The following is a 23,411-nucleotide window of genomic DNA, read 5'->3' as shown; positions in this document are numbered from 1 at the left end:
GAAGGCAAACGGCCTCACCCAAACCTTTATATACCCTCGAACTGACCCACCATTGGGACTCTTCTCGGAGTCTTTCGGAAGAGCCCTGAAAGTTGAAAGAGTTGGTGTTAGATATGTATGGAGATGGATTTGGCGGCTACGAAGCCCCCGTTAAGGTTGGAGAAAGGTATAGAGTTAGGATTGAGAGCCTCGGTAAGGGCGGTGACGGCATCGCCAAGATAAAGGGCTTCGTTATCTTCGTCCCGAACACCCAGGTCGGCGACGAGGTTGAGATCGTCATTAACTCGGTCAAGAGGAAGTTCGCTTTCGCGGAAGTCATCTGATTTCCCTTTCCTTCCTATTCTTACCTTCCGAGGCTTTTGAGGAACGTTTTTAAGGCTTTGAGCCAATTCCTGCAGTGGTCTCATGGACGAGAAGTCCGTGATGATCGGGGTTATAGTTGGAGTTCTGTCTGCCTCACCCAATCCTGCTCTACCGGACGGTGGCGCTTCTCGATACATCGGGTATCTATACCTGCTTCCCGGCGCGCTTTTCACGGCGGTATCGTCGTTGGTTCCGGTCCTGATCGTCTGCCTTCTCTCGTTTCTCATTATGAGGCGCAGCAACGGCCTTGGGAGTGGATAAAAGGAACTAACGTTTGTGGCCGTTTTTCTTTTCGTGATGCCCTACGTGCTCCTGAGCATTATATGTTTTGTGTGAGTTCCCGGACTTGAACCGCACCCTTTTTAAACCCCTTGGCCCAGCCGGCACCGATGGTAAGGGTTCACGTTGAGACCTACGGTTGCACGAGGAACAGGGCCGATGCGGAGATAATGGAGGCAATCCTCCTTAGAGCGGGCTATGAGTTAGCTGAGAGTCCAGAAAGTGCCGACTATGTTGTTGTAAACACCTGCGCGGTTAAAGACCCAACCGAGAAGCACATGCGCGAGAGGATAAAGGAGCTCCTCGATTCCGGGAAAAAAGTCATCGTCACCGGCTGTCTCGTCCACGTGAACCCTGGGGCCATAGATCCACGCGTCTCGGGAATTCTCGGCGTCAAGAGCATAGACAGGATAGCGGAGGCGATAAGCGTAGCGGAGCGCGGCGGAAAGCTGATCAGCGTCGAGGGCTGGCGCGAGAGGAGCATAGACAAGCTCGAACTTCCGAGGCTCTGGAAGAGTGGCGTCGCCTTCGTCGTCCCGATAAGCGAGGGCTGCCTCAACGCCTGCACCTACTGTGCCACGCGCTTCGCCAGGGGTGTTCTGAAGAGCTACAAGCCGGAGCTCGTCGTCAGGTGGGTCAAGGAGGCCCTCGCCAGGGGATACAAGGAGATACAGCTGTCGAGCGAGGACACCGGTTGCTACGGCTTCGACATCGGGACTAACCTGGCCGAGCTACTCGACGAGATAACGGCCATCGAGGGCGATTTCAGGGTCAGGGTCGGCATGATGAACCCCAACCACGTCCTCAAGTTCCTCGACGAGCTGGTGGAGGCTTATCGGGACGAGAAAGTCTACAAGTTCCTCCACCTTCCGGTCCAGAGTGGGGACGATGAGGTCCTGAGGAGAATGGGGAGAACGTACACCGCGGAGGAGTTTGAAGAGATAGTGCGGACCTTCAGGAGGAGGATTCCCCACTTGAACCTCAACACGGACATCATCGTCGGATTTCCCGGCGAGAGTGATGATGCCTTCCAGAACACCGTTGAGCTGGTAAAGCGCGTCCGACCCGACAAGATAAACGTTTCGCGCTATTCTCCCAGACCGGGAACGATAGCGGCGAGGTGGAAGCAGCTTCCCGGCTGGAAGGTCAAGGAGCGCTCGAGGCTTTTGCACAGGCTGAGGCTGCAGATAGCGTACGAGATAAACAGGACCTACGTTGGGAAGACCGTCGAGGTCCTCGTCCACGGCGAGGGCAAGAAAGGTGGGATCGAGGGCAGGACTTCCAACTACAAGGATATAATCCTTGACTCCGGTAGGCCGGGGGAATTCCTGGAGGTTAAGGTGGATTGGGCCGGCTCGACCTACCTGAGGGGAACGGTGGCGTGAACCTGAACTTTGTCCAACCCCCTTTGTGGTTCACTCAAGGAATCCCAGCTATGTTCATTGACTTTTCAATATGTTAAGATTCGTAGTCCTTATCGACGTTGTGCCTGCTTTTCGCCTCGGAGGTTTGGGTAAGCATCTGCTTAAATTTGGGTAACAAACCTTAAATACCCGAGGGCGACTTATTTTACAAGCAGTATCGTGGAGGTGAAACCCCATGAGGAGGGCCAATAAGAAGAGGTTAATCCCGCTGGCGCTCGCACTCGCGCTGGCGATGGTTGGAGCCGCGCTGGCTGTTCCTACGTTTAACATTAGCGTTCAGCAGCTTGGAGTTTCCGACGGCACTCAGGGTGATGTTATCGTTCCAGGTGGTGTTACCAGCGCCGCAGTGAACTGGGTACTTGATACCGGCAACAACCCGGACTATCTTTCGGGTATTGCCGTGTCATTCGATCAGGATCTCCCCGCGGGTACTACTGTCTATGTAAAGCTTTACAATGGAGGCTCCTTTGTTAAGTACTACACCTACACTATTACTGGAGATGAGGACGGAACTGCCGACGGAGTGCTCTCCGCGGGGACTCCAATAACCATCTCTGCATCAGACCCTATAACCAGCTTTGACAAGGTCGTCGTGATACTGCAGGGACAGGCGGTTTCACCGTGACCCCAGGAGGCCCTGAATGAATGCCAAGCGCCTTGACGTCCTTTCCATTTTAACTTACTCCCTCCTGTTCTTCACTGTCCTAATCGTGCTTCTCCACTTCGTCTTCGGCTTCCAGTACGTGGTCATACTCACCGATTCTATGGAGCCGAACATCAACCCCAACGACCTCGTGGTGACGAGGCCCGTCGATCCCGACCAGCTCCGCGTCGGCGACGTTATCCTCTACAGGGTCACGATAGGCAACTCAACCTACCGGATCACCCACAGGATAATAGCCATCGAGAACACATCGAACGGCTATTATTTCAGAACCAAGGGTGACAACAGGAACTACCCCGACCCCTGGCAGGTCTACCCCGACCAGGTTATTGGAAAGGTTGTTCTGGTAATTCCAAAAATAGGGATCATCTGGTATTATACCCCAATCATAGTCCTCGGCATTTTCCTTTTCATAATAGCCTCCATTGCCTACGACTTGGCGTGGCTTCTCCTCGAGGAAGAACCGATACGTCCCAAGTCACGAAAGGCCGATCTCCTTGTCTTGAGGAGGAAGAAGATAAAGGTTTACCATCACCGGCGCTAAGCCCACTCGTCCTCCGGTATGGCCTCCTTCTTGGCGGGGATTATGCAGAGGAACTCGAAGGTGTCGGTTAAGGCCTTGTAGCCGTGGGGCTCGTTGGGTGGGACGTAGAGGAAGTCCCCTGCTTTGACGTGGTACTCCTCCTTTCCGTTGGTTATTACCCCCTCGCCCCTCATGATGAAGATTTCATGCTCCCAGTCGTGCTGGTGGATCGGGATCTCCGAGTTCTTCCTGAGGACGAAGTATCGCATGGCGAAGTTCTTGGCCCCGAGCTTCGGGGAGACGAGCCATCTAATGGTTACTCCTTCAAAACCGGTGTCCTTCTCGAGGACCTCCGTGTAGTGTCCGACGAACATGGTATCACCGAGGGACTCTCGATCCTGGAATATTTAAATCTGCCGAGTCTGAACCGCAATCAAAAGGGCTTTAAGCTTCCCGTTCAACCTCCTTGAAGGTGGAGCTTATGAGGAAAGTTGCTTTTGGAATCCTGCTGGTTTTTATGGTGCTGGCCGCGGGATGCATCAGCTCCAGCGGACCGGGCCAGACATCGAGCACTACTACCACCGCATCGGGTGGAATAGACTTCGGGAGCTACGAGAAAGGTCAGGTCCTGGCCCAGTGGGAGGGCCTTGCGGACGTTTCGAAGGTCTACGTGAGTGAGGGCTACGAGGATCTTGCAAAACACTACTTCCCGGACGCTCAGATTCTCCCGGCTAGCCAGTACGGTGGGGGCGTCGCGGTGCTCTCGCCGGCGGACGCGAGGGAGATACTCAGGGGTAAGCCGATCCTTATAACGGTCAACGATTACTTTGGCTACATTGTTTACAAGCTCGGCGTCAAGTTCGTGGGGAAGGACAAGGGAATATTCGCGGCTTTCAACAATGATGGAAAAGCGTACTTCGTCTTTACCGGTACGAGCAAGGCCGGAACAGGGGCGGCCATTGAGTACGCGATGGAGCTGAAGGACGGGAGGAAAATCAGGGCCGATGACGTCGTGAGGAGCGGGGAGTTCGAGGGAATAGTGGTCAAGGTCATAGGCGACAACGACTGGGACGGGTTTCCTGATGACGGCGAGCACTGGTACCTTGACTCCTTCAGGACTGAGGAGCCCTTCATCTACGACTGGCGCGTCGTCGATGGTGCGAACGTTACCGTGGAGGGCGGCTTCATAAGGCTCGTGAACGGCTCCACCGTTTACATTCACGCCCTCGGCTTCAACGTGAGCGCAACCGTGGACGGGGACGTCGAACTCACCTACGTCATCGAGAACACCAATCCCTCGATACTCGACCTTCCTGAGGGTGCAGAAACCGGCGACACCTGGGTCAGGTTTAGGGCTTCCTCATTCCGGCTGGCTGCCGAGGACGTCGGCAACTACACCGTTTTAGCCCTCGGTGACCACAGGCCGGACGGAGGGAAAGAGATTCCACCGGTGTTCCTCAAGATACGGGACGAGATCAACGAGGACGACGGGCTGTTCATTATAGATGGCGGTGACCTCGTTTACTCCGGCAGGGTGGACGAGTGGGGCGAGCTTCTCAAGGAGTGGAAGTGGAACAAGCCGATATTCGTCGCTCCAGGCAACCACGAGTACAGGGGTGAGGGAATAAACGTCTATCACCAGGTGTTCGGTCCGGACGACTACTCCTTTGCCCTGGGCGATTATTACTACGTTATCATCAACAACATCGAGCACGACTACGGACTGAGCGATGAGACCTTCTATTGGCTCGAGAAGGAGCTGGAAAAGGCGAAGAATGCCGGAAAGAGGCCTGTCCTGGTTCTCCACGCGCCCCCGATAGACCCGAGACCGGACGGTGATCACGCGATGAACCCAGAGGACGCCAGAAAGCTTTTGACCCTCATGAAGAAATACAACGCCTTCGGGGTCTTCAGCCACATTCACATCTACTGGTACGGTGAAGAGGACGGGGTTCAGATGGTCATCACTGGCGGTGGTGGCGCTCCCCTCTACGCCCCAGAGGACGAGGGGGGTTTCTACCACTACGTCAGGCTCAACATGCTCTCCAACGGCACGATACAGGTCGAACCGGTCAAGGTCGAGCCCTGACCTTCTGTCTATTTATTCTATTTTGGCCTATATAGATGTGGCCACCGCGATATATTCTACTGCGACAAGATATTTATAGAGCGCACCTTAGCGGGTTCCGGTGGTGAGCGTGGACGTGTGGCTATTGATAACGGTTCTCCTGGGTTTCGCGATGGCTTGGGCGATAGGTGCCAACGACGCCGCCAACTCGATGAGCACCGCCGTCGGTGCGAAGGCGATAACCCCGAAGCAGGCGGTTATAATAGCTGGCCTCCTTGAGTTCACGGGCGCGTACTTCTTTGGGAAGAGCGTCACTGAAACTATAAGGAAGGGAATCCTCGACCCTACGATGATAACCGACCCGATGGTCCTCGTGTATGGCTCCGTTGCGGCCCTTCTCGCGGCCACGATATGGCTAATAGTGGCCACCAAGTTCGGCCTACCGGTCTCGACTACCCATTCCATCATCGGCGGCATAGCGGGCTACGGAATAGTCTACGCTGGCACGGCGATAGTGAACTGGGGCAAGATGGGCCAGGTGGTTCTCAGCTGGATTCTCTCACCGATAATCGGCGCCATAATGGCCTACTTCATCTTCAAGGCCTTCACCAAGAGCATCTTCGAGAGAAAGGACCCCGTCAGGAGCGCCAGGATATGGTCCCCGTTCTGGATCGGCTTGGCTTTCGTGGTCATCGGAACCATGTTCTACATCAAGGTTCTCCATGGAAAGGACCTCAAGATGGGAGTTCTCATGTACGGTATTCCGCTGGGTATTATCGTGTTCGTGGTGACTTACTTCCTCATAAAGCTCCGCTTCCCGAGCAGCGACCCGTTCGTCGGGGTTGAAGCGATATTCCGGAAGGCGCAGGTGGTGACTTCCGGCTACGTTGCATTGGCCCACGGTGCCAACGACGTTGCCAACGCGATAGGACCTGTCGCGGCCGTTTACGCGGTAGCCACGATGGGTCTCGGCGGAATGGAAGTGCCGGTCCCTAGGTGGATTCTGGCCCTCGGCGGTCTCGGGATAGCGGTTGGCGTTGCGACCTACGGCTACAGGGTGATGGAGACGGTGGGCAAGAAGATAACCGAGCTCACCAACACGCGCGGCTTCACCATCGACTTTTCAGCGGCAACCGTTGTCCTCGCCGCCAGCTGGCTTGGACTTCCAATCTCGACCACTCACACCGTCGTCGGCGCGGTCATAGGAATAGGCCTCGCGAGGGGGGTAAAGGCAATAAACAAGGACATAGTGAGGGATATAATAATCTCCTGGTTCGTCACCGTTCCGGTGGCCGGTCTAATCAGCGCGGCCATATTCAAGGTTTTGATGGTGGTGGGGTGATAGCATGCAGGTTTGGACTAAGCTCTTCGCCAAAAGCCCCTTCAAGCCCCTGATAAAGCACTCGGAAGTGGTTCTCAACACCGTTGAGACCCTCGAGAGGGCCCTTCAGGCCTGGCACTCCGGGAATTACGGGGAGATGGAGAGGCTTGCCATTGAAGTGGACCGCCTTGAGGACGTTGCCGACAGGATAAAGGAGGAGATAAGGGATTCCCTCAGCTCGAAGCTGATGATGGCCGTGGCGAGGGAGGACGTTCTCATCTACCTCCACATGCAGGACAAGGTGGCAGATGCCGCCGAAGACACCGCCAAGTGGCTCCTAGTCAAGAGGCCCGGCGAGCTTCCGGCGGAGATAAAGGATCTCATACTCCAGATGGGCACGGAGAGCATTAAGGCGGCAAAGCTCGTCCACGAGGCGATAGTACAGATGGATAGGGTTATAGAGAGCGGCTTCGCCGACGGGGAGATAGAGAAGGAGTACGGGCTTATACGGAAGATAGAGAGCGTCGAGAAGGAGATAGACGGCCTCGACACGAGGCTTATGCAGCTCGTCCTCGAGAACGCGGAAAATCTGAGCTGGGGCGACGGGTTCTACGTTCTCAACATCGCCAGAACTCTCAGCAACATCTCTGACAAGGCGAAAGATGCGGCGGAACGAATAAGGCTCATGATGAACAAGTGAGCCGATATTCTTTTAAACCTCCCTTCTAACTTTTTTCGGTGGGAATGAAGGACGGTGTTAGAATAGTCCGCGAGTTCTTCAACATTCAGAGGGAGGTCTTTTTCAGCTACCGCTGGGACGTGGTCAGCTACCTGATAGGCCTTCTAATCCAGGTTGCGGTGATGGGAATCTTTGCGAGCCTGGTGACCATAGACGCCAACATCGAGCAGTACGGAACTGACTCCTTCCTCCAGTTCTTTCTGATAGGCTTCATCGTGCACAACATAATATTCCTTCCGCGGGGCAGCCTTTCCAAGCTCCTGATTGGACGGAGCTTCCCGATGCTCTACGCCTCCCCCGCCGGAATGGTGGCGATCTTCGTGGGAATAAACGCCTGGAACGTCGTCTGGAGCCTCATGATAATGGGCCTTATAACTACAATCTTTGTTCTCTTCTACGGCCTGGTCATACACATCAACCTCGGTGCCCTGCTCGTTATCCTCGCGGGCTTCACCCTCACCTTCGCCCTTGAACTCTTTTCAGCAGGCTTTCGGGCGGCGACCAAAGCCAGGCAGGACCCGATAAACTGGTTCCTCAACCTCACCTCCCAGCTCGTGAGCGGTCTCTACTTCCCGCCCGACGCGCTCCCCTGGTGGCTCCAGCCCATTTCCAAGATACACCCAGAGAGGTACATTCTTGAGATGGCTAGGCTGACGATGGGCGGGGGCTATTCAGTGTCCCAGATCTGGCCCAGCTTCGTGAACCTTGCTCTGACCACTACTATCATGCTCCTCATCGGAATCGCGACCTTCCGGTGGGGCGTTGGGAAGGCGATGCAGCTGGGCACCCTCGGGCACGTGTGAGGTGGTCAGATGATAGAAGCCGAGCATCTCACCAAGTACTATCCTCCCCCTTTCAGGGGCTTCTTCGATCTGGGTAGCCTCCGCGATTTTCTCGGAAAGCCCAGGGAAGAGATTCCAGCCCTCATAGACCTGAGCTTCCGGGTGAGGGAGGGGGAGATATTCGGCCTCCTCGGCCCCAACGGCGCGGGAAAGACAACCCTCTGCAAAATCGCCAACGGCCTCCTCGAGCCGAGTTCCGGAAAACTGCTCATCGACGGCCACGACAGCTTTAGGGAGCACGGCAAAGTTGCTGGGGAGATGTTCACGGTTTTCACCGGCGAGAGGGACATGTGGGGCATATTCCAGTGGCGTCTGAGCGTTCAACGAAACCTCCAGTTCATCGCGAGGCTGTGGAAGGTCCCCGAGGGTGAGATAGGGGAGCGCATAGAGTACGCGCTCAAGCTACTGAACCTGTGGGAGAAGAGGGACGAGTGGTACCAGAAGCTCTCGGCCGGAATGAAGCAGAAGGTTTACATCGCCTCCGCCCTGGTGGTGAGGCCGAAGTACCTCATACTCGACGAGCCGACGGTTTTTCTCGACGTGATAACCAAGAGCGAGATACATGACGCAATAATGGCCCTCGTCCGTGACTTTGGGACAACGGTTATCCTCACCACCCACGATCTCCAGGAGGCCGAGAAGCTCAGCGACAGGGTTCTGCTCTTCAACAAGAGGCCTATCCTGGAAGGAAAGCCCGAGGAGATAAGCAGGAAGCTCGAGGTGGACTTTGACAGGAAGGTTCTCCTCGTGGTTGAGGGCTCCGCTCCGTGCCCTGGAGGCTACCTCGTCAGGTGCATCAGGAAGGGTAATTTCACCCACGTCACTGCCTACCTCAAGTCCGGCGAGGTCAATGAGTTCCTCTCCAGGTTCCCCTCCGGCAAAGTGTTGAGCGCGAGGGTTGAGAACCTGTCACTGGAGGACGTGTTCATGATTCTGTTTGGCAGTTGAATTCTATTGTCAGTCCAGTTTATAACTGAGTTTTATTCAACCTTTTCGAAAATTTTATAAATTTCAGTGATGCTTATTATTCGGTGATGTAATGAAAGCTAATAACACTACACCCAAGCCTGAGTTATATAATTTCGAAGTGGGTGGCAAGTACTTTGTTCTACATTCGTCCACGGGAACCCTCTTTGAGGTCGATAAGAAAACCTACGACTTCTGCAGGTTTGTGGCAGAACTGGGCTGGAGTGATGCCAGAGAGCGTTTTGTAATGGAGTACTCCGAATCTGACTGGGATTCTTTGATAAATGAGATTAAATCTGATGAAAGTCTTCGCCGTGTGTTTTTTGAGCCCAAGCCCCCGGTAAAACCATATCTTGGAATTATGAAGTCCAAAATTTCTTCCCTCTCCCTTAATGTTATGGAGGACTGCAACTTTGCCTGCGTTTACTGCTATGGAGATAGTGGAACTTATCACACTCCCAACACCAGAATGAGCCCGGAAGTTGGTAAAAGGGCTATTGATTTGCTGATGGGGGAAGGAAAGAAAGTTGTTAACCTACAGTTCTTCGGTGGCGAACCTTTGTTGAACTTTCCGCTGATTCGGGAGCTTGTTCAATACGCCAAGCAGAAGGCTGAAGAGTATGATAAAGTCGTCACGTTCAGCATCACCACCAACGGCTACCTCGTGACTGACAAGGTCATTGACTTTTTCCTCGAGAACAACTTCACGGTAACCCTGAGCTTTGATGGTCCTGAAGACGTTCAGAACCACAATAGACCCCTGCGCGGCGGGTATCCAACCTTTGATGTTGTTGCGAAGAATGCAAAGAAGATGCTTGAGCGCGGCGTTAAGGTTAGCGTCCGCGCGACGATTCTGCCCGAACAGCTCGACAGGTACTATGAGATCTATCGGTTCTTCGTTGATTTTGGTTTTAGGAGCGTTCATCTTGAGCCTGCAACCACTAGCACGCCGCTAACCAAGGAGCATGCTAAACTCGTTGAGTCTGCCCTGAAAAAGATAGTGATGGACGAGCTTGAACACTACAAAGAGAAGGGAATCGTTTACACGAAGCTCCGTGAGATTGTCCACATGATCTACTCCAACACCTACCGCCATTATCCATGCGGCGTTGCCAGGAGCTACTTTGGGGTTTCAGCAGATGGGACGATGTATCCCTGCCACAGGTTCGTGGGCATGGAGGAGTTTGTTGTTGGACACGTTGATGATTTCAAGTGGGAGAACGAGTTCATTCAGAAGATCCTTCATCATACCGTGGATAGGAGGCCGAACTGTTCGAACTGTCCGATAAGGGCCTACTGTGGCGGTGGTTGTATATACAACAACCACTACTATAACGGTGATATATTTGCTCCCGACGAGTTCCACTGCGCCTATATGTTTGCTCTCGTGAAATGGGGTTCTTGGCTCTACTCGAATCTTGACGAGGATTGGTTGAATAAGGTCTTCTCACGCTCACCCCAGAGAGGGGTGAGGGCCGAGGAGTCCGATGAGGCCAAAACCCAAAAACCAACGGAGGTGATAGAGAGTGTTTAAGAAGCTGAACGCCGGCGGCAACCCTGTGGAGCCGGAGTTCTGTCTCGACATCTGCTGGGACTGGAACATCTGCGGGTTGGATATCTGTGGAGTAGACAATTCCTGCGGCATTGATTTGTGATGGGTGAAGACAATGTTTAGGAGACTAACTCACCAGGAAAACCATGAGCACGAACCTGCATTTTGTATAGTGTTTGATATTCCATGCGGCGGGCTGGATCTCTGTGGCATAGATCAATGCGCCTTAGACCTGTGTGGAATTGATGCCTGCGGGCTAGACAACACGTGCCTAGTTGATCTTTGATTTATTTTTTTACTTTGTGCATTGGGGGGATAACCGTGAGAGCTTCATCAACAACACTCCTGGCGATACTCCTGGTCAGCGCCATACTGGGAGGGTGCCTTGGCGGTGGGAATTTCGTGTACTCGAAGGGCAAGGTCGTTAAACCGGGCTCTGAGGTGGTATACCCCTTCAAGGGCCCCGTGACCCTGAACATGGACGTCTCTGGGAACGGGCCGTTCACCTTACTCGTGGTCTCCTCGGACGGCTCAAAGGAGATCTTTAAACGGACAAACGTGACCAGAGTGAAGGAGAAGGTGGAGCTTCCAGAAGGCTCATGGAAGGTCATCATAAGGAACGAGGGAGAGAGCTCATTAGTTCTCGACATAAGCCTCAGAGGGGAGTAGCGGGTGGTTATGAGACAGTCAATGGAAGTGTCTAGAAGCCCCCCGGCCCATCCCGGAGACTGGAGGCGGGAAACCAGTGAAGCCCCCAAACATATTTCTAACTTTTTTTGAACTGGAACTAAACCGGCTCAAAGGAAACCCCGTGCTCAGGCTCCAGCACCTTTTCGCTACCTTAGTTGCCATCGTGTCCATCATAGCTGTCGAGATAGACGTCTCCAGGTTTTCCGCCCACTACCCGAATATTCCGGCAGAGGAGCTTGCCCGCCTTGTCACCGCCGATCTGCTCACCAAGTGGCTCCCCAACTTTCTCAAGTTCCTCCTGGTTCCGCTCCTGCTAGTCTTTCTCCTCTCGCGCTTCGGTTCGGACTTCGAGCGGGGAAACGTTGTGCTAATGTTATCGAAACCCCTCACGAGGAGGCGCTACTTCCTCGGCTGGACCTCAGAGGGGTTGAAGCTCGTTCTAATCTTCGCCCTTGGAATTGCACTCTCCGGAGCGCTCGCAATGCTGGCTCACGGCTTCGCGGTTAGGAATTACCTCATCGGCTCGCTCACCCTTTCGCTCTCGCTGGTCGGCGTTGTTGGAATCGTCCTTTTCCTCCTTCCCTTCGCCACCTCCCGCGACTCGGGGGTCTTCCTCGGGCTGGGGGCCTTTGTCATGTTCCTACTCCTCGGAAAATCTGACTACTCTTTCGTTCCAACAGTCTACCTTGAGAGGGCCGTTTCCATTGGAGATGGCGTTTCCGTATCCTACAGAGTGATTGCCGAGCTTTTCGCCCTCTCCATTGCTCTATCGCTCGCCGGAATGGAGCTGTTCCGGAGGAGGGAGCTTAGAAGCCCTGGACCATTGCCGGTTCCGGGAGTTTCCTTCTCTCCCAGCGGGCTTTACGGCGTTTTCCTCGGGTTAAGCCTTCAGAGCAGGCGCTTAATGGCCTTCGTTGCCTTCACGGCTTTGATTGCACTCCTGAGCAAAGGGACTCTCGATAAGTACTACCTGAACTACGGTAGTCCGGGCCTTCTCAACGCCCTAATTTCAACTCTGAACGGCTCCCTCCTACCCCTTGTGGTTCTCCCGCTGGGGGCGCTTTCGATAAGCTCGGCCATTGACAACGGCACCGTAAGGGTTCTCCTTAGCAAGCCCCTGAGGAGAAATGACTTCTTCCTTGGAACGCTCCTGAGCGATGCCCTCGCGGTCTCCCTTGGTGTGGTTCTTTACGTTGCCTTGGTTATAGCCTACGCCCTGCATCTTGGCGCCCCGTCAAGTAAAACCCTCGAACTCGGCCTGGTCTTTGGTTCTCTGCTTTTCCTCTCGCTCCTCCAGTATTTGGCGCTCGGCTACCTGCTGTCAGCTTTCATGAGGGGCAGAAAAGCTCTCATTTTTTCCGTTCTCCTGGCGTTCCTCGTGGGCTTTGTTGCTCCCCTCCTTGTCATCACGGCCTCTCTTGCGGGGGCCGGGAACGGCAGCCTTATCGAAGTGCTCTCAAGGAACGCCCTGCTTGTTCCAAGCCCTTCCGCGCAGTACACGGTCCTTAATATGGCCGTCTCCCCAAAGCGTAGCCTTCCGCCGGCGCCGGTCAGTGAGGTTCTGGATTATAAGGCCAATATGGCCATGCTGATCCTTCCAACTCTCGCCTACCTCCCCGTCTCCTGGGTGAAGTTCAGAAAAGCCGACCTGAGGTGATAGCATGTGGGGATTTGAGCTGGAGCTGAAGAAGAGCCTGCGGACGAAGAAGTTCTGGCTGATACTGGTTTTGATTTTGCTGATCTACGCCATGGCCTTTAAAGAGGTCAAGGACAACCTCGAAGGGGCCACAAATCCGGAAGAGGTGCTCGTCACGAGCGTTATAGGCTACGTCGTCGTCAGTGCGTTCCTTTTCATCGGTGTCTATGCCCTCATGGCCGGCGCCACCGCTTTGAACTCGGATCTTGAGAACGGAACGGTCAGGGTTGCCCTCAGCAAGCCCATTGGCAGGATCTCATACCTGCTCGGCAAGTTCCTCGGCCAGGCGCTCAGCATAGTCGTGGCAATAATCTTCGCCACCCTCCTGTCCTTCGCGATAACGAAGTACTACGGGCTCGCACTGAGCTCTTCCCTGCTGGCGGACATAACCCTATCGAACGGTCTTGTTCTCCTCGCGATGCTTCAGCTCCTGGCCCTTGGTCTCCTGATTTCCACGTTCGTGCGCTCCACCAACACCGCCCTGGGGCTGGCTCTGGTTTTATTCTTCGTTACCGGCCTCGTCATGCCCCAGATCGTGGACGGCTTCGCCGAGGACAAGGCCCAGGAGGAGTTCGGAATTCAGAAATGGGGGGACTTCAGCAAGCTTTCGCCGGAGGAGAAAAAGGCCTATCGCGAGCGCCTGGACGAGCTTTACAGGGAGTACCACCTCAGATACCTCTTTTACGTCCCCCAGGTGCTCATGCTCGACATTCTCAAAGGAATTGAGAGAACCACCTTCAACGACGACGGCACCTATACCGTTGAATATCTCGGGGTTAAGCGGGCCATAGCCGACAACCCCGCCCAGACGGGCCTCATAGCCGGGCTTATTCCTGTTTACCTCGGGCTGGCCATCTTCAGGTTCAGAAAGATGGATCTGAGGTGATGTCAATGCTCAGGATTGAGAATCTCGTCAAGGTTTACAAGGACGTTAGGGCTTTGGACGGCCTTAACCTTGAGGTGAAGCCGGGTCAGGTGTACGGCTTCCTCGGCCCAAACGGTGCCGGGAAGAGCACGACAATCCTCAGCACCCTCGGTCTAATCTTTCCTCAGGAGGGGAGGATTCAGCTCTTCGACCATGAGGTTTTCGCCGACGGAAGATTCGACGAGAACCAGCTCGTTGAGGCAAAGAAGAGAATAGGCTACATGCCGGAGCACGCCACGCTCTGGGATTTTCTGACTCCCGAGCAGACGCTGGACGTCATCGCCGACGCTTTCAAAATACCAAAAACCGAGAAGGGGAAGCGCATCAATGAACTCCTTGAGCTTGTTGGTTTAAAGGAAGCAAGGAACCGGAAGATCGGCAAGTTCTCGAAGGGCATGCGTCAGCGCCTGCTCCTCGCCCAGGCGCTCATCAACGACCCTGAGCTTCTTATCCTCGACGAACCCATGACCGGCCTCGACCCGACGGGGATAGCGGAGTTCAAGGAGATTATTAGAGAGCAGAAAAAGGCCGGGAGGACGGTGTTCTTCTCAAGCCACATTCTCGCGCACGTGGAAGAGGTTTGCGACACGGTTGGGGTAATAGTGAAGGGCAAGCTCCGCGTCGAGGACAACCTCGACAGCATCAAGCGGGAGTTCCTCAGGAAGGCTGGCTACACGATAGTTATTGAAACGAACAGGCCTGTGGACTGGAGTTCAGCGGAATTGAGCGTGAGTCCGCTCGGTGAGAATAAGTACCGCGTTGTTGCTTCGAGGGACGTTAGGGAGGAGCTTCATGACTTTGTGGCGAACCAGGGCGCGAAGATTCTAACAATGCAGGTCAAGGAGCCAAGCCTCGAGGAGATATTCCTCAAACTCGTCGGGTAGCCTTTGTTCCAATTTTTCTCGAGGTGATCCCATGGGCCGGGCTATCTCCCGCGCGCTCCTCAACTACCTGATAAACGGCCTCGGCGCATCGACCTCCCTCACTAGGAATCTCGCCTACATGGCCTTTCCAGCTGGAGGGGCTTCGTAGTTCAGGAGAAGGTCAGGGAGCACGTTGCCGCCACCAGGGCCCTTGGGGCCGGCGACCTCCATATTCTCAGGAGGCATATCCTGAAGCCTGTAATTCCCTACGCCCTGAGCCACTTCAGCCTCCTGTTCCCAGGGTGGTCGCGCTCGTGGCGATACCAGTTCTCTGGCCGGCACGGTTCGTCCTTGGAATTTCATAAACTTTTTATAGTTCATTTTTAACCACTACTGTGGGGAAGGGATTGAGCATGTACTGGATTGTTCGTCTGTACCTTAAAAGACTGGCAAACATCACATCTATCCTCCTTGTACTTGGGATTGTTTACTATTCACTCTCCCCCTCCACAACACCCGCCATGACGTACTCGCTGTTCATCTTCATTCTCGCTTTCCCGCTCTCTTCGATGGCCTTCAAAAACACCGTTTTTGAACTTAAGAACCCCGTATCGAGGATTGAATATTCCCTCGCCATGATGATTTCGTACCTTATTGCCCTTCTGATCCCTCTTGTTCCCCTTGTCCTCTCCAAACACTTTTTGAGCGCCGTTCTCGTAGTGGTTTCTGGAGTTTCCGCAGGTCTTTTCTTCGGGAGCATGGGTCTCGGCCCAAAACTCTCCCTGGCGCCGCCGATTCTGTTCATTCTCACTTTTGTCTCGCTCCTGAGACTCCCGCCACTCCTCTCGACCTGGAATCCACTCCTTTCCTCCTACCGCGGTGTTTTCTATCAGCTAATTTCAACCGGCATTTACTCCTCGCTCTACTTTGTCGTGATGAAAAAACGTGAATGGAGGGCTTGAAATGTGGCTGATTGGCTTGGAATTCAGGAAGTACCTGCACTCGAAGACCCTCTACGGCCTCCTTCTCATAGCGGTTCTCTACACCGTGAGCTTCTTCAGCGACCCGGATAAAGTCCTGACACCCGAGATGGTGGTGGGTAACTACACCTTCTTCATGGCCCTTTTCGGGGGAATTCTGATAGCGTTCCATGCGACTGAGATTCCGAGAGAGCCCCTCGTCCTGTCAAAGCCCGTTAGAAGGTTCTCGGCACTTCTCCAGCACTTCGGGGCGGTTGGGCTGCTCTCGGTGCTCTTTTCAGTAATCGCCATGCCCATCGAGTGGCACTACTACCCAAACGCTCACGCCGTTGAGCTCTCCGCCATAGTTCTAATTCTCTTCCTTCTCGGCGTTTCTGCATTCTCCCTTCTGCCCGCTATTTTCCTCGGCAGGGAGCTTAGGATTCTCTGGTCGGTCGGAGTGGTGTTCCTTTTCTTGGGTGCGATGGCTGGGATATCCTCGCCAAACCTCGCCGAGAAGCTCCTTCTGCCTGTGCTTTCCCTCAGCGATGCCTTCCTGAACGGAACGCTGTCCTACAGCGATGCACTGACGGCAATTGCTTCGGTTGGGATTTACGTGGCCATCTCGGTTGCAGTGTTCGGCAAGAAGGATTTGCGGTGAGAAAAATGCGATTTGAAATTCCAAATGCTTCCCCTTTAAGGCAACCCACATGCTTCAACCCTCCTGCCCATTGAACTTCTTCTCGTAAAGTTCCTTCACCTCGTGGTAAAGCCTCCAGAGGTAGTCGTAATCCTCGGGCTTCTCCCTGTGCTCAAGCCTTACCTTCTCGACGATGGGAGCGTATTTGGTCAAAAACTCCCTGCTGATCTTCAAAACGTCCTCCACAAACTCTCTCAGGGGGACTTCAACAACACCCCTGTGCCTGCCCCTGAATTCCGGACAGTCAGTGTAGGAGAGGAGTTCGTTGTAATAATGAATTTTCAAGATGTTCCCTTCTGCTTCGAGGTAATAAATGCTGGATGGTTCTGATGGGGTGATAATTCCATAGGCAGGGTTGCCTTCTTTAAGTGGAAACCCCCACCACGTGGCTTCTTTTCTTGCAAAATTGGAAGTGCTTTCCTCCGGGTTGAGAATCTGGCTACAGGCTATAAGAAGCTCTTCAAAAAACCCGGAAATATTTGTACCAATCCCCTCAAGTTTTCCGTCCCAGCAGGTTCCTAAGAGTAAGTTTTTATCCACAAAGAAGATTAAAGGGAAGGGGAATGGGCTCAGAATGTACTCGAGGTCTATTCTAACAGCCAAATGACCACTCCTTAACTCCGCCCTCATCCCTCAACCCTCCACCCAAGATATTTGTTATACTCCCACACCGCACTGCCCTTCTCTGGATACGCCGTCTTAAGCACGAACTTCCCCTTCTCGAACTTGAACTCCAGCTGAACAACATCGATCCCATCAACGTTAATCCTCGGCCTTCTTTTTCACGAACCTTTTTTCGTACAGTTTCTTCACTTCACGATACCAGTCCCAAAGGACATCGTGGTCATAGGGCTCTTTCCCATGGTTCACCATGATTTCTTCAACGAGACTCGAATATTCTCTGAGGTACTCTCCTGAAATCCTGAGCACATCCTCGACGAACTCCACAAGGGGCAGTTCAACAGTGCCCTTATGTTTGCCCCCGAATTTCGGACAGTCCGTTTCCTTCAGCAGTTTGTTATAGTAGTGCACCCTTATAATCCCGTTTTTTATCCTTTCGAGGAAGATATAGGAAGAACAAGCAACGGATGCTGCAGAATAAATTGGCGAGTCTTCTTCTACATGGAAGCCGTACTCCCTAACTATATCTCTCTTCACACCTACAATCTCCCCGGGTCTTGCCATCATGAGGAATCTGGCACTGTCAAGTAAGTCCTGAGTTATCCCATAGGGATCCCCAGGCGCTCCGACCAATCTTCCGAAACTCCATTCTTTTCCGCACATTCCAACCAAAACATTCCCATCAAGGAGCATGATGACAGGAAAAGGATATGCCCCACTATAAAACCTCCGTAAATCAACTTCTACGTAAAAGTGCCTGCCAGCCAAGGTAACTGTGCCCACATTTCACACCCCGCGGTGTTTCTCTAAGATCTGCGCCAGCCACTTTCAACTTTGTTCATTAACCTTTTCAAAAGGGTCAATTTATCGTCCATATCCACCTCTCCTTCGAAACTTTCGCTTAACACTTCAGCCTCTATGGGCGCAATTTCGTCGATGTACTTCTGAGAGAGGGTAAGAACGTCCTCAACGAACTCTGAGAGGGGCAATGATAGTGTTCCCTTCCATTTTTCCCGGAATTCCGGACAGTTTGTACCTTTTAGGGGAATGTTGTGGTAATGAACATTTAGGACATCCTCCTCGAGCTCAAAGATGTACTCCCCCATATATATCACCAGACTCGTGAAGTACAGGCGCGTGTTTTCTTTAACCGGGAAGCCGAGTTCTGTGCGTATTTCCTGAGATTACCGATAAATCCGCCCCCTTCAAGCTCTTCACCGTTTATCAGGAAATCACAGCAGTATAGCAACTCCTGGATAACGCCCGAAGGGCTCCCCTGAATTGGATACAGCTCTTTGCGTCCATCCTCCTCAATCCAGCATGTTCCGGCAATTAAATTGCCATCAATAAAAAGGAGAATTGGGAATGGAAAAACGGAGTCTAAAGCTTTTTCGAAGTGTATTTTTAGTGAGATGTGCCTTCCCCGATGTGTTATTTTCTTCATATCTCTCACCCCACAGGCTCTATGGTCTTTTTCCATGGTTTGTATGCCCAAACGTTGTATCCTGATTTTGGATAGGCTGTTTTTAGGTAGTAGAAACCCTTTTTGTATTCAAATGCAAACTCAACCGAAGTTATGCCCTCTCTGTAAATGCCAATATCGGACAGCTCAACAGTCAAGGTGACACTGCCCTCCTTGAACTTACTGGCGTACTTCTCCTTCTCCAGTGCCCTTTTCAGCACCTCATCCAGAAAGTCTCTCAGCTCGCGCTCGTCCCTGAAGACCTTGGGCAGCTGCTTGACCTCTCCGTTCACGACGATCTTCTGCCCCATCGGCCAGATGGTTGTTTTTCAATTTTTCAATTAATGCTCAAAATCCAGTTCTGTTTTAATTTCCTGTATGAGGTTTTCTAAGTATTGCCTAAGCCGAGAAATTTCCTCTGTAAATCCGTTATATTGCATGGCTTTAATCTCCATTTCTATTGGGAAGCATTTTTCAAGGTACTCCTCGCTTATTTTGAGAATATCGACGACAAAGGTCTCAAACGGTAGTTCAATGGTGCCATGAAGGGAGTTCTTCGAAGAAATATACTTGGGAGCTTCATTTATGAAATGAAAACGCAACAATTCCCCTTTTCTTTCGAGATAATACGTGTTAAAATCAAGGTCAAGTATTGGCCCGCAGACATAACTACCAGGCAATAAATCAAAACCGTCATTCTCGGCGTTTTTCCTTTTGTTAAAACAGCTTTTAGGGCACTTTAGGAGATCTCTTGTACATAGAAGTAGATCCTGAAAGAGAGCATATAAGTCGCCAAGCCATCCCTCACCGTGGTATCCCCCTACTTCATGCCTAGCCACCAAAAAAAGAATGGGAAAACGGCCGGGAAATGGGTCTGGCTCAAAGGATTCCATATCTATTTCAATCTCAATGAATCTTCCATGAAGTCCACACCTCATTGAAGTCACCCCATGCGTATCCATCTACCAGATTGTTTTTCTCTGTCCCACACGTACCCTAAAACCTTCTTGCCTTTTGAGGGATATGCTGTAATAAGTTGATAGGCACCCTTAGCTTGGTTGTATGAGAACTGGAACTCTACCACATCTATTCCGTCTATGTGCATGCCGAGTTCATTCAGGTTAACCCTTAGCTTCACAAAGCTCTGTCCCCTAAATTCTGTGTAGTACTCTTCCTTCTGAAGTGCCCTCTCCGCCACCTCATCCAGAAAGTTCCTCAGCTCTTTCTCGTCCCTGAATACTCTCGGCAGATGCTTCGCCCGACTGTTCCCTATGAGTTTCTGAGCCAAACCTCTTCTTATACAACTCCTCCACTTCGCGATAGAACTTTTGGAGGAAGTCGTAGTCATCAGACTCTTCCCCGTGCTCAAGCCTGATTTCCTCAACAACGGGAGCATACTTTTCCAGGTACTCTTTGCTAATTTTCAAAACATCCTCAATGAACTCTTTGAGGGGAAGCTCAACAACACCCTTATGCTTACCCTTGTATTCAGGACAATCCGTGAATTCAAGGAGTTCATTGTGGTAGTAAATTCTTGCAGTTTTCCCATTGGAGCAAATGTAGTAAAGGCTTGATCTTTCGGGCACTTGATACACTACAACCTCATCCTTTAATTGGAATCCATGCCTCTCCGCATTCTCCCTGTCGTACTTGGTGATTTTTCGAACGTGCGGATGCTCTGGCTGTAAAAAGTAATAACAAGCAGTTAACAAACTCTCAAAAAATCTGTAAACGTCTGCCTCGGCTCCTTCGAGTTCTCCGTTCCAGCAGGTTCCAAGGAGTATTGTGCTGTCGATGATAAAAACTAAAGAGAAGGGGTCTGGGGAGGGCACGTACTCCGTCCAGACTCTTACAAACACGTGCCTCCCCTTCAAATCAAAATACTCAATCATCTCTTAACCCTCCATCCAAGATATTTGTTATACTCCCACACCGCACTGCCCTTCGTTGGATAAGCAGTCTTAAGCACAAACCTGCCGCCCTCGAACTTGAACTCCAGCTGAACAACATCGATCCCATCAACGTGCATTCCAAGCTTCTTAAGGTTCACTGGAATTCCAAATTTCCTGTTTGGTGCCCCATTCTTAAAGAATTTTTCTTGGTAATCTGGATCCTTGAGCGCCCTCTTCACCACTTCATCAAGGAACTCTCTGAGCTCTTTCTCGTTTCTGAAGACTTTTGGAAGCTGGACAACCCTTCCAGTTTTGGGATCAACGATCCTCTGACCCAAAGGCCAGAAAGTAGTAACAGACTTTCTTGGACTCGTCATCTCGTACCCCCAGACGTGCCTGAGGTAGGCGTGGATAAGCCCTTCCCTTTCGAGGACGACCTCATATTCTTCGCCGTTGTTCAGGACAGTGAAAGAGGACTTCTCTGCAAACCTCTCGATTCCTTCCTTCACTCCCTTTATCGTCGCCCCGTGCTTGACAACGTCTTCAATCGCTTCCTTTGAGACCCCCTCCCTGACGAGGTCGTCGAGGGCTTTTGCCGCATCATCACCGTGCTTGACGATATCGTCGAAGATGTGGGAGAACTTCTCAAGCACCTCGTCGGCATGATTTATGATTCCGGTCCTCTTGAGGATTCTGTAGATGTCATCGGTTACTCCGAATTTCTTGCCAAGCTTTGTGACGAACTTTATTTCCTCATCGCCCGGAACGGCGAGACCGACGATAAAGAACGCGCCCTGGATCTGACATTCCATTGAATCCGTTCCATAGGCCTTGCATGTTTTGTAAGTGTCATAAGCATCCCACGCAGTCAATCCAACAATGACCAATACTGCCACGAACTGGAAAAACTGTGGTTGTATCTCTCCATTATCGGCAGTGGGGGTTGTTGTATAACCAGTGGGAAGAAATCTTGGCACGGATTTGGGAGTCAGTCTCACCCACGAGCTTATGAAGACGCCGTTTCCAGCGGTGATGCGTAGCTTGACGTAAACTGGCTCTTTGACGTTCAGGAAAACGGCCACCTTTTTGCCCCACGGCTTGAGGCGGCCAAGATAGACCCTCTCTTTTACAGTCCTCCCATCCTTGCTGATGAGGACCGTTCCGTAGCCAGTCAAACAGTTCGGTGGGACGTCCCAGGTGACGACGGCTATGTTGCCGCTCTGCTCAACCCCATCAAGGCGGATTGGATAGGCGCCACTCTCCGTTCCAAAAATCGGAAGCCCAGACCACGGCAGGGAAAGGGCAGAAGCTCCCGGCAGAGTTAGAACGAGGAGGAGAAATACCACTCCAACAATTTCCTGGCGGTTCAATGTTACCACCTCTAAGGGTTTTCAGCTTTAGACCACCAATATTGAATTTAAAAAAGTTTCGCAAACTTTAAGTTAAAAATAAAAGTAAAACCCACGATTAAGTCCAATTATTCGCACTGGGATAAACGGTGGTATTTTTGGCCCCTGTCGTCACGATGGTGCTTTTGAGCGTGGGCTTCGCCCTGCTCTGGGACGATGATGGCCCAGAAGGCGTTCTGGCATAAGGGAGAACGGAAGAACGGAGAAGAGGTTCAGATGGCTATCATCGTCGAGGTCATCTGGATCTCGGTCATCTTCCTTATCTTCTCGGTGATGAACTGGTCAAGGTCCTTCAGCGTGTCGGTCTCGACCTTGACAACAAGGTCGTACTCGCCGTAGACAACGTAGGCCTCCTTAACCTCCGGCATGGCGAGAAGCTTCTCCATAACTTCCCTTTCCTTTCCAGCGGCCGTAACCATCAAAATAAAAGCCGTCACCATGGCTATCACCAAAAGTATTTTATCGGCGGAGTATTTAAGCTTATCGAGGCATATGTTCGACCACCTGATAAGCAAAGCTCAATTGGAGCGGTTTTACTCCCGCCTGAAATCGCTCGGATTTGAGGAAACCCAGCCCTACGCAAAGGGCACGACCAGCTTAATCTTCCGGGCCAGATTAGATGAAAAAAACGTCATTATAAAGCTCCAAAGACCCGACTCGCCGAGGCAGAACTTTGAGAGGGAGGCGAGGATAATAAAGACCATCGAGCCCTTTGGTGTAACGCCGCCCCTCGTAGCCTATGGCCTCTTCGAGGGACTGGAGTATTTAATCCGGGAATTCGCTGATGGGGAGATAATCTTCCACGCCGACCTTGAAAAGCGCCATCTGTTCGAGATAGCCGAGAAAGCCGCTTTGCTCGACCGTCTCGGCATCGACCACGGTCAGATTCAGGGGGGCAAGCACATAATCATCGGTGAGCGGGTTTACCTAATCGACTTCGAGAAGGCCGGCTGGCGGAAGCCGAAGAACCTCACCTCGGCGATGGCGATGCTTTTCCTCAGTGACAACTACATCTCCCGCCGCGTTAGGAAGAGGTTTGGAATAGGGGAGGATTTCTTGGGCGAGATGCGGGAGGCCGTCAGGGAGTACAAGAGAACAGGAAAGCTCTCAGGCCTTCTGCGCCTTCTTTCTCGCCTTTAGCCTGTCGGCGTAGAGGGCCAGGAGCGGTATCGCAACGGCCATCGCTATGAGGCCCATTCTCGGGTCCCAGAGGTAGTTGAAGACTAGTATGACCACCACGGCTATCGCTATCATCAGGAACAGGTCCCTGTCGTAGAGCCTTGACTTCGCGAGTATGTTCTGCTCCCTCGCGGTGTAGGCTAGGTAAAGGGGTATCCCAACGGCCGCTATCGCTATTCCCACGTAGGTTCTGAAGGCGACCGATATGAATATGCCAACGGCCAGTATGATTCCAACGGCGTGCTCCTCCCTCATACTCCCACCTGTCCCCTCG

Annotated in this window: 31 protein-coding genes; 19 read left to right on the top strand and 12 right to left on the bottom strand. The window is 52.4% G+C overall.

The features are described from left to right. Window positions 1-113: 113 nt before the first annotated feature. From E3E27_RS08480 to E3E27_RS08460, 5 genes are all read left to right on the top strand, one after another. Window positions 114-323, top strand: a complete 210-nt coding sequence (locus E3E27_RS08480; protein WP_014788990.1) for a TRAM domain-containing protein — start codon at window positions 114-116, stop codon at window positions 321-323. Between the two features lie 82 nt (window positions 324-405). Further along, window positions 406-624, top strand: coding sequence for a hypothetical protein (locus E3E27_RS08475; RefSeq protein ID WP_048152019.1), 219 nt, complete (start codon window positions 406-408; stop codon window positions 622-624). Window positions 625-752: 128 nt separating this feature from the next. Continuing rightward, window positions 753-2,027 carry a tRNA (N(6)-L-threonylcarbamoyladenosine(37)-C(2))-methylthiotransferase gene (locus E3E27_RS08470; RefSeq protein ID WP_167774223.1) on the top strand — a complete coding sequence of 425 codons (1,275 nt, stop codon included), beginning with the start codon at window positions 753-755 and terminating at the stop codon, window positions 2,025-2,027. A 214-nt stretch (window positions 2,028-2,241) separates the two neighbouring features. Further along, window positions 2,242-2,691: a hypothetical protein gene (locus E3E27_RS08465; RefSeq protein ID WP_167774222.1), complete on the top strand. Its 450-nt coding sequence runs from the start codon at window positions 2,242-2,244 to the stop codon at window positions 2,689-2,691. 16 nt (window positions 2,692-2,707) lie between these two features. Continuing rightward, window positions 2,708-3,274 (top strand): signal peptidase I, encoded by a 567-nt coding sequence (locus tag E3E27_RS08460; protein ID WP_167774221.1) that lies wholly within the window; start codon window positions 2,708-2,710, stop codon window positions 3,272-3,274. Here the strand turns inward: E3E27_RS08460 and E3E27_RS08455 are convergent. After that, complete coding sequence (locus tag E3E27_RS08455) at window positions 3,271-3,627, bottom strand: cupin domain-containing protein (protein ID WP_167774220.1); 357 nt, start codon at window positions 3,625-3,627, stop codon at window positions 3,271-3,273. The two genes, E3E27_RS08460 and E3E27_RS08455, sit on opposite strands and share 4 nt — an antisense overlap. A gap of 107 nt (window positions 3,628-3,734) precedes the next feature. Between E3E27_RS08455 and E3E27_RS08450 the strand changes: the two genes are divergently transcribed. The 13 genes from E3E27_RS08450 (at window position 3,735) to E3E27_RS08395 (ending at window position 16,535) form a co-directional block, all read left to right on the top strand. Continuing rightward, window positions 3,735-5,342, top strand: coding sequence for a metallophosphoesterase (locus E3E27_RS08450; protein WP_167774387.1), 1,608 nt, complete (start codon window positions 3,735-3,737; stop codon window positions 5,340-5,342). A 151-nt stretch (window positions 5,343-5,493) separates the two neighbouring features. Next, window positions 5,494-6,663, top strand: a complete 1,170-nt coding sequence (locus tag E3E27_RS08445) for an inorganic phosphate transporter (RefSeq protein ID WP_206204860.1) — start codon at window positions 5,494-5,496, stop codon at window positions 6,661-6,663. A 4-nt stretch (window positions 6,664-6,667) separates the two neighbouring features. After that, window positions 6,668-7,342 carry a TIGR00153 family protein gene (locus tag E3E27_RS08440; protein ID WP_167774218.1) on the top strand — a complete coding sequence of 225 codons (675 nt, stop codon included), beginning with the start codon at window positions 6,668-6,670 and terminating at the stop codon, window positions 7,340-7,342. Window positions 7,343-7,386: 44 nt separating this feature from the next. Then, the gene (locus tag E3E27_RS08435) at window positions 7,387-8,184 is read left to right on the top strand and encodes an ABC transporter permease (protein WP_014788998.1); all 798 of its coding nucleotides are present in this window, start codon (window positions 7,387-7,389) and stop codon (window positions 8,182-8,184) included. A 9-nt stretch (window positions 8,185-8,193) separates the two neighbouring features. Continuing rightward, entirely contained in the window at window positions 8,194-9,171 is a 978-nt protein-coding gene (locus E3E27_RS08430) for an ABC transporter ATP-binding protein (protein WP_167774217.1), read from the top strand. Between the two features lie 91 nt (window positions 9,172-9,262). Then, window positions 9,263-10,723, top strand: a complete 1,461-nt coding sequence (locus tag E3E27_RS08425) for a radical SAM/SPASM domain-containing protein (protein WP_167774216.1) — start codon at window positions 9,263-9,265, stop codon at window positions 10,721-10,723. Further along, entirely contained in the window at window positions 10,716-10,844 is a 129-nt protein-coding gene (locus E3E27_RS10800; RefSeq protein WP_256366093.1) for a hypothetical protein, read from the top strand. Before E3E27_RS08425 ends, E3E27_RS10800 begins: the two co-directional genes overlap by 8 nt. A 218-nt stretch (window positions 10,845-11,062) precedes the next feature. Beyond that, window positions 11,063-11,410, top strand: a complete 348-nt coding sequence (locus E3E27_RS08420) for a hypothetical protein (RefSeq protein ID WP_167774215.1) — start codon at window positions 11,063-11,065, stop codon at window positions 11,408-11,410. A gap of 142 nt (window positions 11,411-11,552) precedes the next feature. Beyond that, window positions 11,553-13,088, top strand: coding sequence for an ABC transporter permease subunit (locus E3E27_RS08415; RefSeq protein WP_371731578.1), 1,536 nt, complete (start codon window positions 11,553-11,555; stop codon window positions 13,086-13,088). A gap of 4 nt (window positions 13,089-13,092) precedes the next feature. Then, window positions 13,093-14,013 (top strand): ABC transporter permease, encoded by a 921-nt coding sequence (locus E3E27_RS08410; RefSeq protein WP_167774213.1) that lies wholly within the window; start codon window positions 13,093-13,095, stop codon window positions 14,011-14,013. 5 nt (window positions 14,014-14,018) lie between these two features. Further along, the gene (locus E3E27_RS08405; RefSeq protein WP_167774212.1) at window positions 14,019-14,936 is read left to right on the top strand and encodes an ABC transporter ATP-binding protein; all 918 of its coding nucleotides are present in this window, start codon (window positions 14,019-14,021) and stop codon (window positions 14,934-14,936) included. Between the two features lie 386 nt (window positions 14,937-15,322). Then, window positions 15,323-15,877 carry a hypothetical protein gene (locus tag E3E27_RS08400; RefSeq protein ID WP_167774211.1) on the top strand — a complete coding sequence of 185 codons (555 nt, stop codon included), beginning with the start codon at window positions 15,323-15,325 and terminating at the stop codon, window positions 15,875-15,877. Window position 15,878: 1 nt separating this feature from the next. After that, the gene (locus E3E27_RS08395) at window positions 15,879-16,535 is read left to right on the top strand and encodes a hypothetical protein (RefSeq protein ID WP_167774210.1); all 657 of its coding nucleotides are present in this window, start codon (window positions 15,879-15,881) and stop codon (window positions 16,533-16,535) included. A 54-nt stretch (window positions 16,536-16,589) separates the two neighbouring features. Here E3E27_RS08395 and E3E27_RS08390 read toward each other — a convergent pair whose 3' ends face one another. The 10 genes from E3E27_RS08390 to E3E27_RS08340 form a co-directional block, all read right to left on the bottom strand. Beyond that, the gene (locus E3E27_RS08390; RefSeq protein ID WP_167774209.1) at window positions 16,590-17,204 is read right to left on the bottom strand and encodes a hypothetical protein; all 615 of its coding nucleotides are present in this window, start codon (window positions 17,202-17,204) and stop codon (window positions 16,590-16,592) included. Between the two features lie 132 nt (window positions 17,205-17,336). Continuing rightward, complete coding sequence (locus E3E27_RS08385; protein WP_167774208.1) at window positions 17,337-17,978, bottom strand: hypothetical protein; 642 nt, start codon at window positions 17,976-17,978, stop codon at window positions 17,337-17,339. A gap of 23 nt (window positions 17,979-18,001) precedes the next feature. Beyond that, window positions 18,002-18,301, bottom strand: a complete 300-nt coding sequence (locus tag E3E27_RS08380) for a hypothetical protein (RefSeq protein WP_167774207.1) — start codon at window positions 18,299-18,301, stop codon at window positions 18,002-18,004. A 5-nt stretch (window positions 18,302-18,306) separates the two neighbouring features. After that, on the bottom strand, window positions 18,307-18,639 hold the full coding sequence (locus tag E3E27_RS08375; protein WP_167774206.1) for a hypothetical protein: 333 nt from the start codon (window positions 18,637-18,639) through the stop codon (window positions 18,307-18,309). Window positions 18,640-18,644: 5 nt separating this feature from the next. Next, the gene (locus E3E27_RS08370) at window positions 18,645-18,968 is read right to left on the bottom strand and encodes a hypothetical protein (protein ID WP_167774205.1); all 324 of its coding nucleotides are present in this window, start codon (window positions 18,966-18,968) and stop codon (window positions 18,645-18,647) included. A 30-nt stretch (window positions 18,969-18,998) separates the two neighbouring features. Beyond that, window positions 18,999-19,595 (bottom strand): hypothetical protein, encoded by a 597-nt coding sequence (locus tag E3E27_RS08365; protein WP_240910707.1) that lies wholly within the window; start codon window positions 19,593-19,595, stop codon window positions 18,999-19,001. Between the two features lie 5 nt (window positions 19,596-19,600). Continuing rightward, window positions 19,601-19,855 (bottom strand): hypothetical protein, encoded by a 255-nt coding sequence (locus E3E27_RS08360; RefSeq protein ID WP_240910706.1) that lies wholly within the window; start codon window positions 19,853-19,855, stop codon window positions 19,601-19,603. A gap of 1 nt (window position 19,856) precedes the next feature. Beyond that, entirely contained in the window at window positions 19,857-20,549 is a 693-nt protein-coding gene (locus E3E27_RS08355) for a hypothetical protein (protein WP_167774202.1), read from the bottom strand. Then, window positions 20,546-21,919: a hypothetical protein gene (locus E3E27_RS10750; RefSeq protein ID WP_240910705.1), complete on the bottom strand. Its 1,374-nt coding sequence runs from the start codon at window positions 21,917-21,919 to the stop codon at window positions 20,546-20,548. The genes E3E27_RS08355 and E3E27_RS10750 overlap by 4 nt, the downstream gene beginning before the upstream one ends. 251 nt (window positions 21,920-22,170) lie before the next feature. Continuing rightward, window positions 22,171-22,398 carry an Lrp/AsnC family transcriptional regulator gene (locus tag E3E27_RS08340; RefSeq protein WP_014013114.1) on the bottom strand — a complete coding sequence of 76 codons (228 nt, stop codon included), beginning with the start codon at window positions 22,396-22,398 and terminating at the stop codon, window positions 22,171-22,173. Window positions 22,399-22,450: 52 nt separating this feature from the next. On the opposite strand from E3E27_RS08340, the gene E3E27_RS08335 reads away from it, so the two are divergent. Next, window positions 22,451-23,098 (top strand): serine/threonine protein kinase, encoded by a 648-nt coding sequence (locus E3E27_RS08335; protein WP_167774201.1) that lies wholly within the window; start codon window positions 22,451-22,453, stop codon window positions 23,096-23,098. Here E3E27_RS08335 and E3E27_RS08330 read toward each other — a convergent pair. Further along, window positions 23,066-23,392, bottom strand: coding sequence for a hypothetical protein (locus E3E27_RS08330; protein ID WP_014789007.1), 327 nt, complete (start codon window positions 23,390-23,392; stop codon window positions 23,066-23,068). The two genes, E3E27_RS08335 and E3E27_RS08330, sit on opposite strands and share 33 nt — an antisense overlap. Between the last annotated feature and the right edge of the window lie 19 nt (window positions 23,393-23,411).

Origin of the sequence: Thermococcus sp. MV11 (assembly GCF_012027285.1) — an archaeon.
Taxonomy (GTDB): Archaea; Methanobacteriota_B; Thermococci; order Thermococcales; family Thermococcaceae; genus Thermococcus; species Thermococcus cleftensis.
This window is presented reverse-complemented; position numbering and strand designations above follow the sequence as displayed.

Coding starts and splice junctions, on each gene's coding strand:
- E3E27_RS08480 (WP_014788990.1), top strand. CDS start 114: ATGTATGGAGATGGATTTGGCGGCTACGAAGCCCCCGTTAAGGTTGGA.
- E3E27_RS08475 (WP_048152019.1), top strand. CDS start 406: ATGGACGAGAAGTCCGTGATGATCGGGGTTATAGTTGGAGTTCTGTCT.
- E3E27_RS08470 (WP_167774223.1), top strand. CDS start 753: ATGGTAAGGGTTCACGTTGAGACCTACGGTTGCACGAGGAACAGGGCC.
- E3E27_RS08465 (WP_167774222.1), top strand. CDS start 2,242: ATGAGGAGGGCCAATAAGAAGAGGTTAATCCCGCTGGCGCTCGCACTC.
- E3E27_RS08460 (WP_167774221.1), top strand. CDS start 2,708: ATGAATGCCAAGCGCCTTGACGTCCTTTCCATTTTAACTTACTCCCTC.
- E3E27_RS08455 (WP_167774220.1), bottom strand. CDS start 3,627: ATGTTCGTCGGACACTACACGGAGGTCCTCGAGAAGGACACCGGTTTT.
- E3E27_RS08450 (WP_167774387.1), top strand. CDS start 3,735: ATGAGGAAAGTTGCTTTTGGAATCCTGCTGGTTTTTATGGTGCTGGCC.
- E3E27_RS08445 (WP_206204860.1), top strand. CDS start 5,494: ATGGCTTGGGCGATAGGTGCCAACGACGCCGCCAACTCGATGAGCACC.
- E3E27_RS08440 (WP_167774218.1), top strand. CDS start 6,668: ATGCAGGTTTGGACTAAGCTCTTCGCCAAAAGCCCCTTCAAGCCCCTG.
- E3E27_RS08435 (WP_014788998.1), top strand. CDS start 7,387: ATGAAGGACGGTGTTAGAATAGTCCGCGAGTTCTTCAACATTCAGAGG.
- E3E27_RS08430 (WP_167774217.1), top strand. CDS start 8,194: ATGATAGAAGCCGAGCATCTCACCAAGTACTATCCTCCCCCTTTCAGG.
- E3E27_RS08425 (WP_167774216.1), top strand. CDS start 9,263: ATGAAAGCTAATAACACTACACCCAAGCCTGAGTTATATAATTTCGAA.
- E3E27_RS08410 (WP_167774213.1), top strand. CDS start 13,093: ATGTGGGGATTTGAGCTGGAGCTGAAGAAGAGCCTGCGGACGAAGAAG.
- E3E27_RS08405 (WP_167774212.1), top strand. CDS start 14,019: ATGCTCAGGATTGAGAATCTCGTCAAGGTTTACAAGGACGTTAGGGCT.
- E3E27_RS08395 (WP_167774210.1), top strand. CDS start 15,879: ATGTGGCTGATTGGCTTGGAATTCAGGAAGTACCTGCACTCGAAGACC.
- E3E27_RS08390 (WP_167774209.1), bottom strand. CDS start 17,204: ATGAGGGCGGAGTTAAGGAGTGGTCATTTGGCTGTTAGAATAGACCTC.
- E3E27_RS08380 (WP_167774207.1), bottom strand. CDS start 18,301: ATGGGGGAGTACATCTTTGAGCTCGAGGAGGATGTCCTAAATGTTCAT.
- E3E27_RS08375 (WP_167774206.1), bottom strand. CDS start 18,639: ATGAAGAAAATAACACATCGGGGAAGGCACATCTCACTAAAAATACAC.
- E3E27_RS08370 (WP_167774205.1), bottom strand. CDS start 18,968: ATGGGGCAGAAGATCGTCGTGAACGGAGAGGTCAAGCAGCTGCCCAAG.
- E3E27_RS08365 (WP_240910707.1), bottom strand. CDS start 19,595: ATGAGGTGTGGACTTCATGGAAGATTCATTGAGATTGAAATAGATATG.
- E3E27_RS08355 (WP_167774202.1), bottom strand. CDS start 20,549: ATGATTGAGTATTTTGATTTGAAGGGGAGGCACGTGTTTGTAAGAGTC.
- E3E27_RS08340 (WP_014013114.1), bottom strand. CDS start 22,398: ATGGTGACGGCTTTTATTTTGATGGTTACGGCCGCTGGAAAGGAAAGG.
- E3E27_RS08335 (WP_167774201.1), top strand. CDS start 22,451: ATGTTCGACCACCTGATAAGCAAAGCTCAATTGGAGCGGTTTTACTCC.
- E3E27_RS08330 (WP_014789007.1), bottom strand. CDS start 23,392: ATGAGGGAGGAGCACGCCGTTGGAATCATACTGGCCGTTGGCATATTC.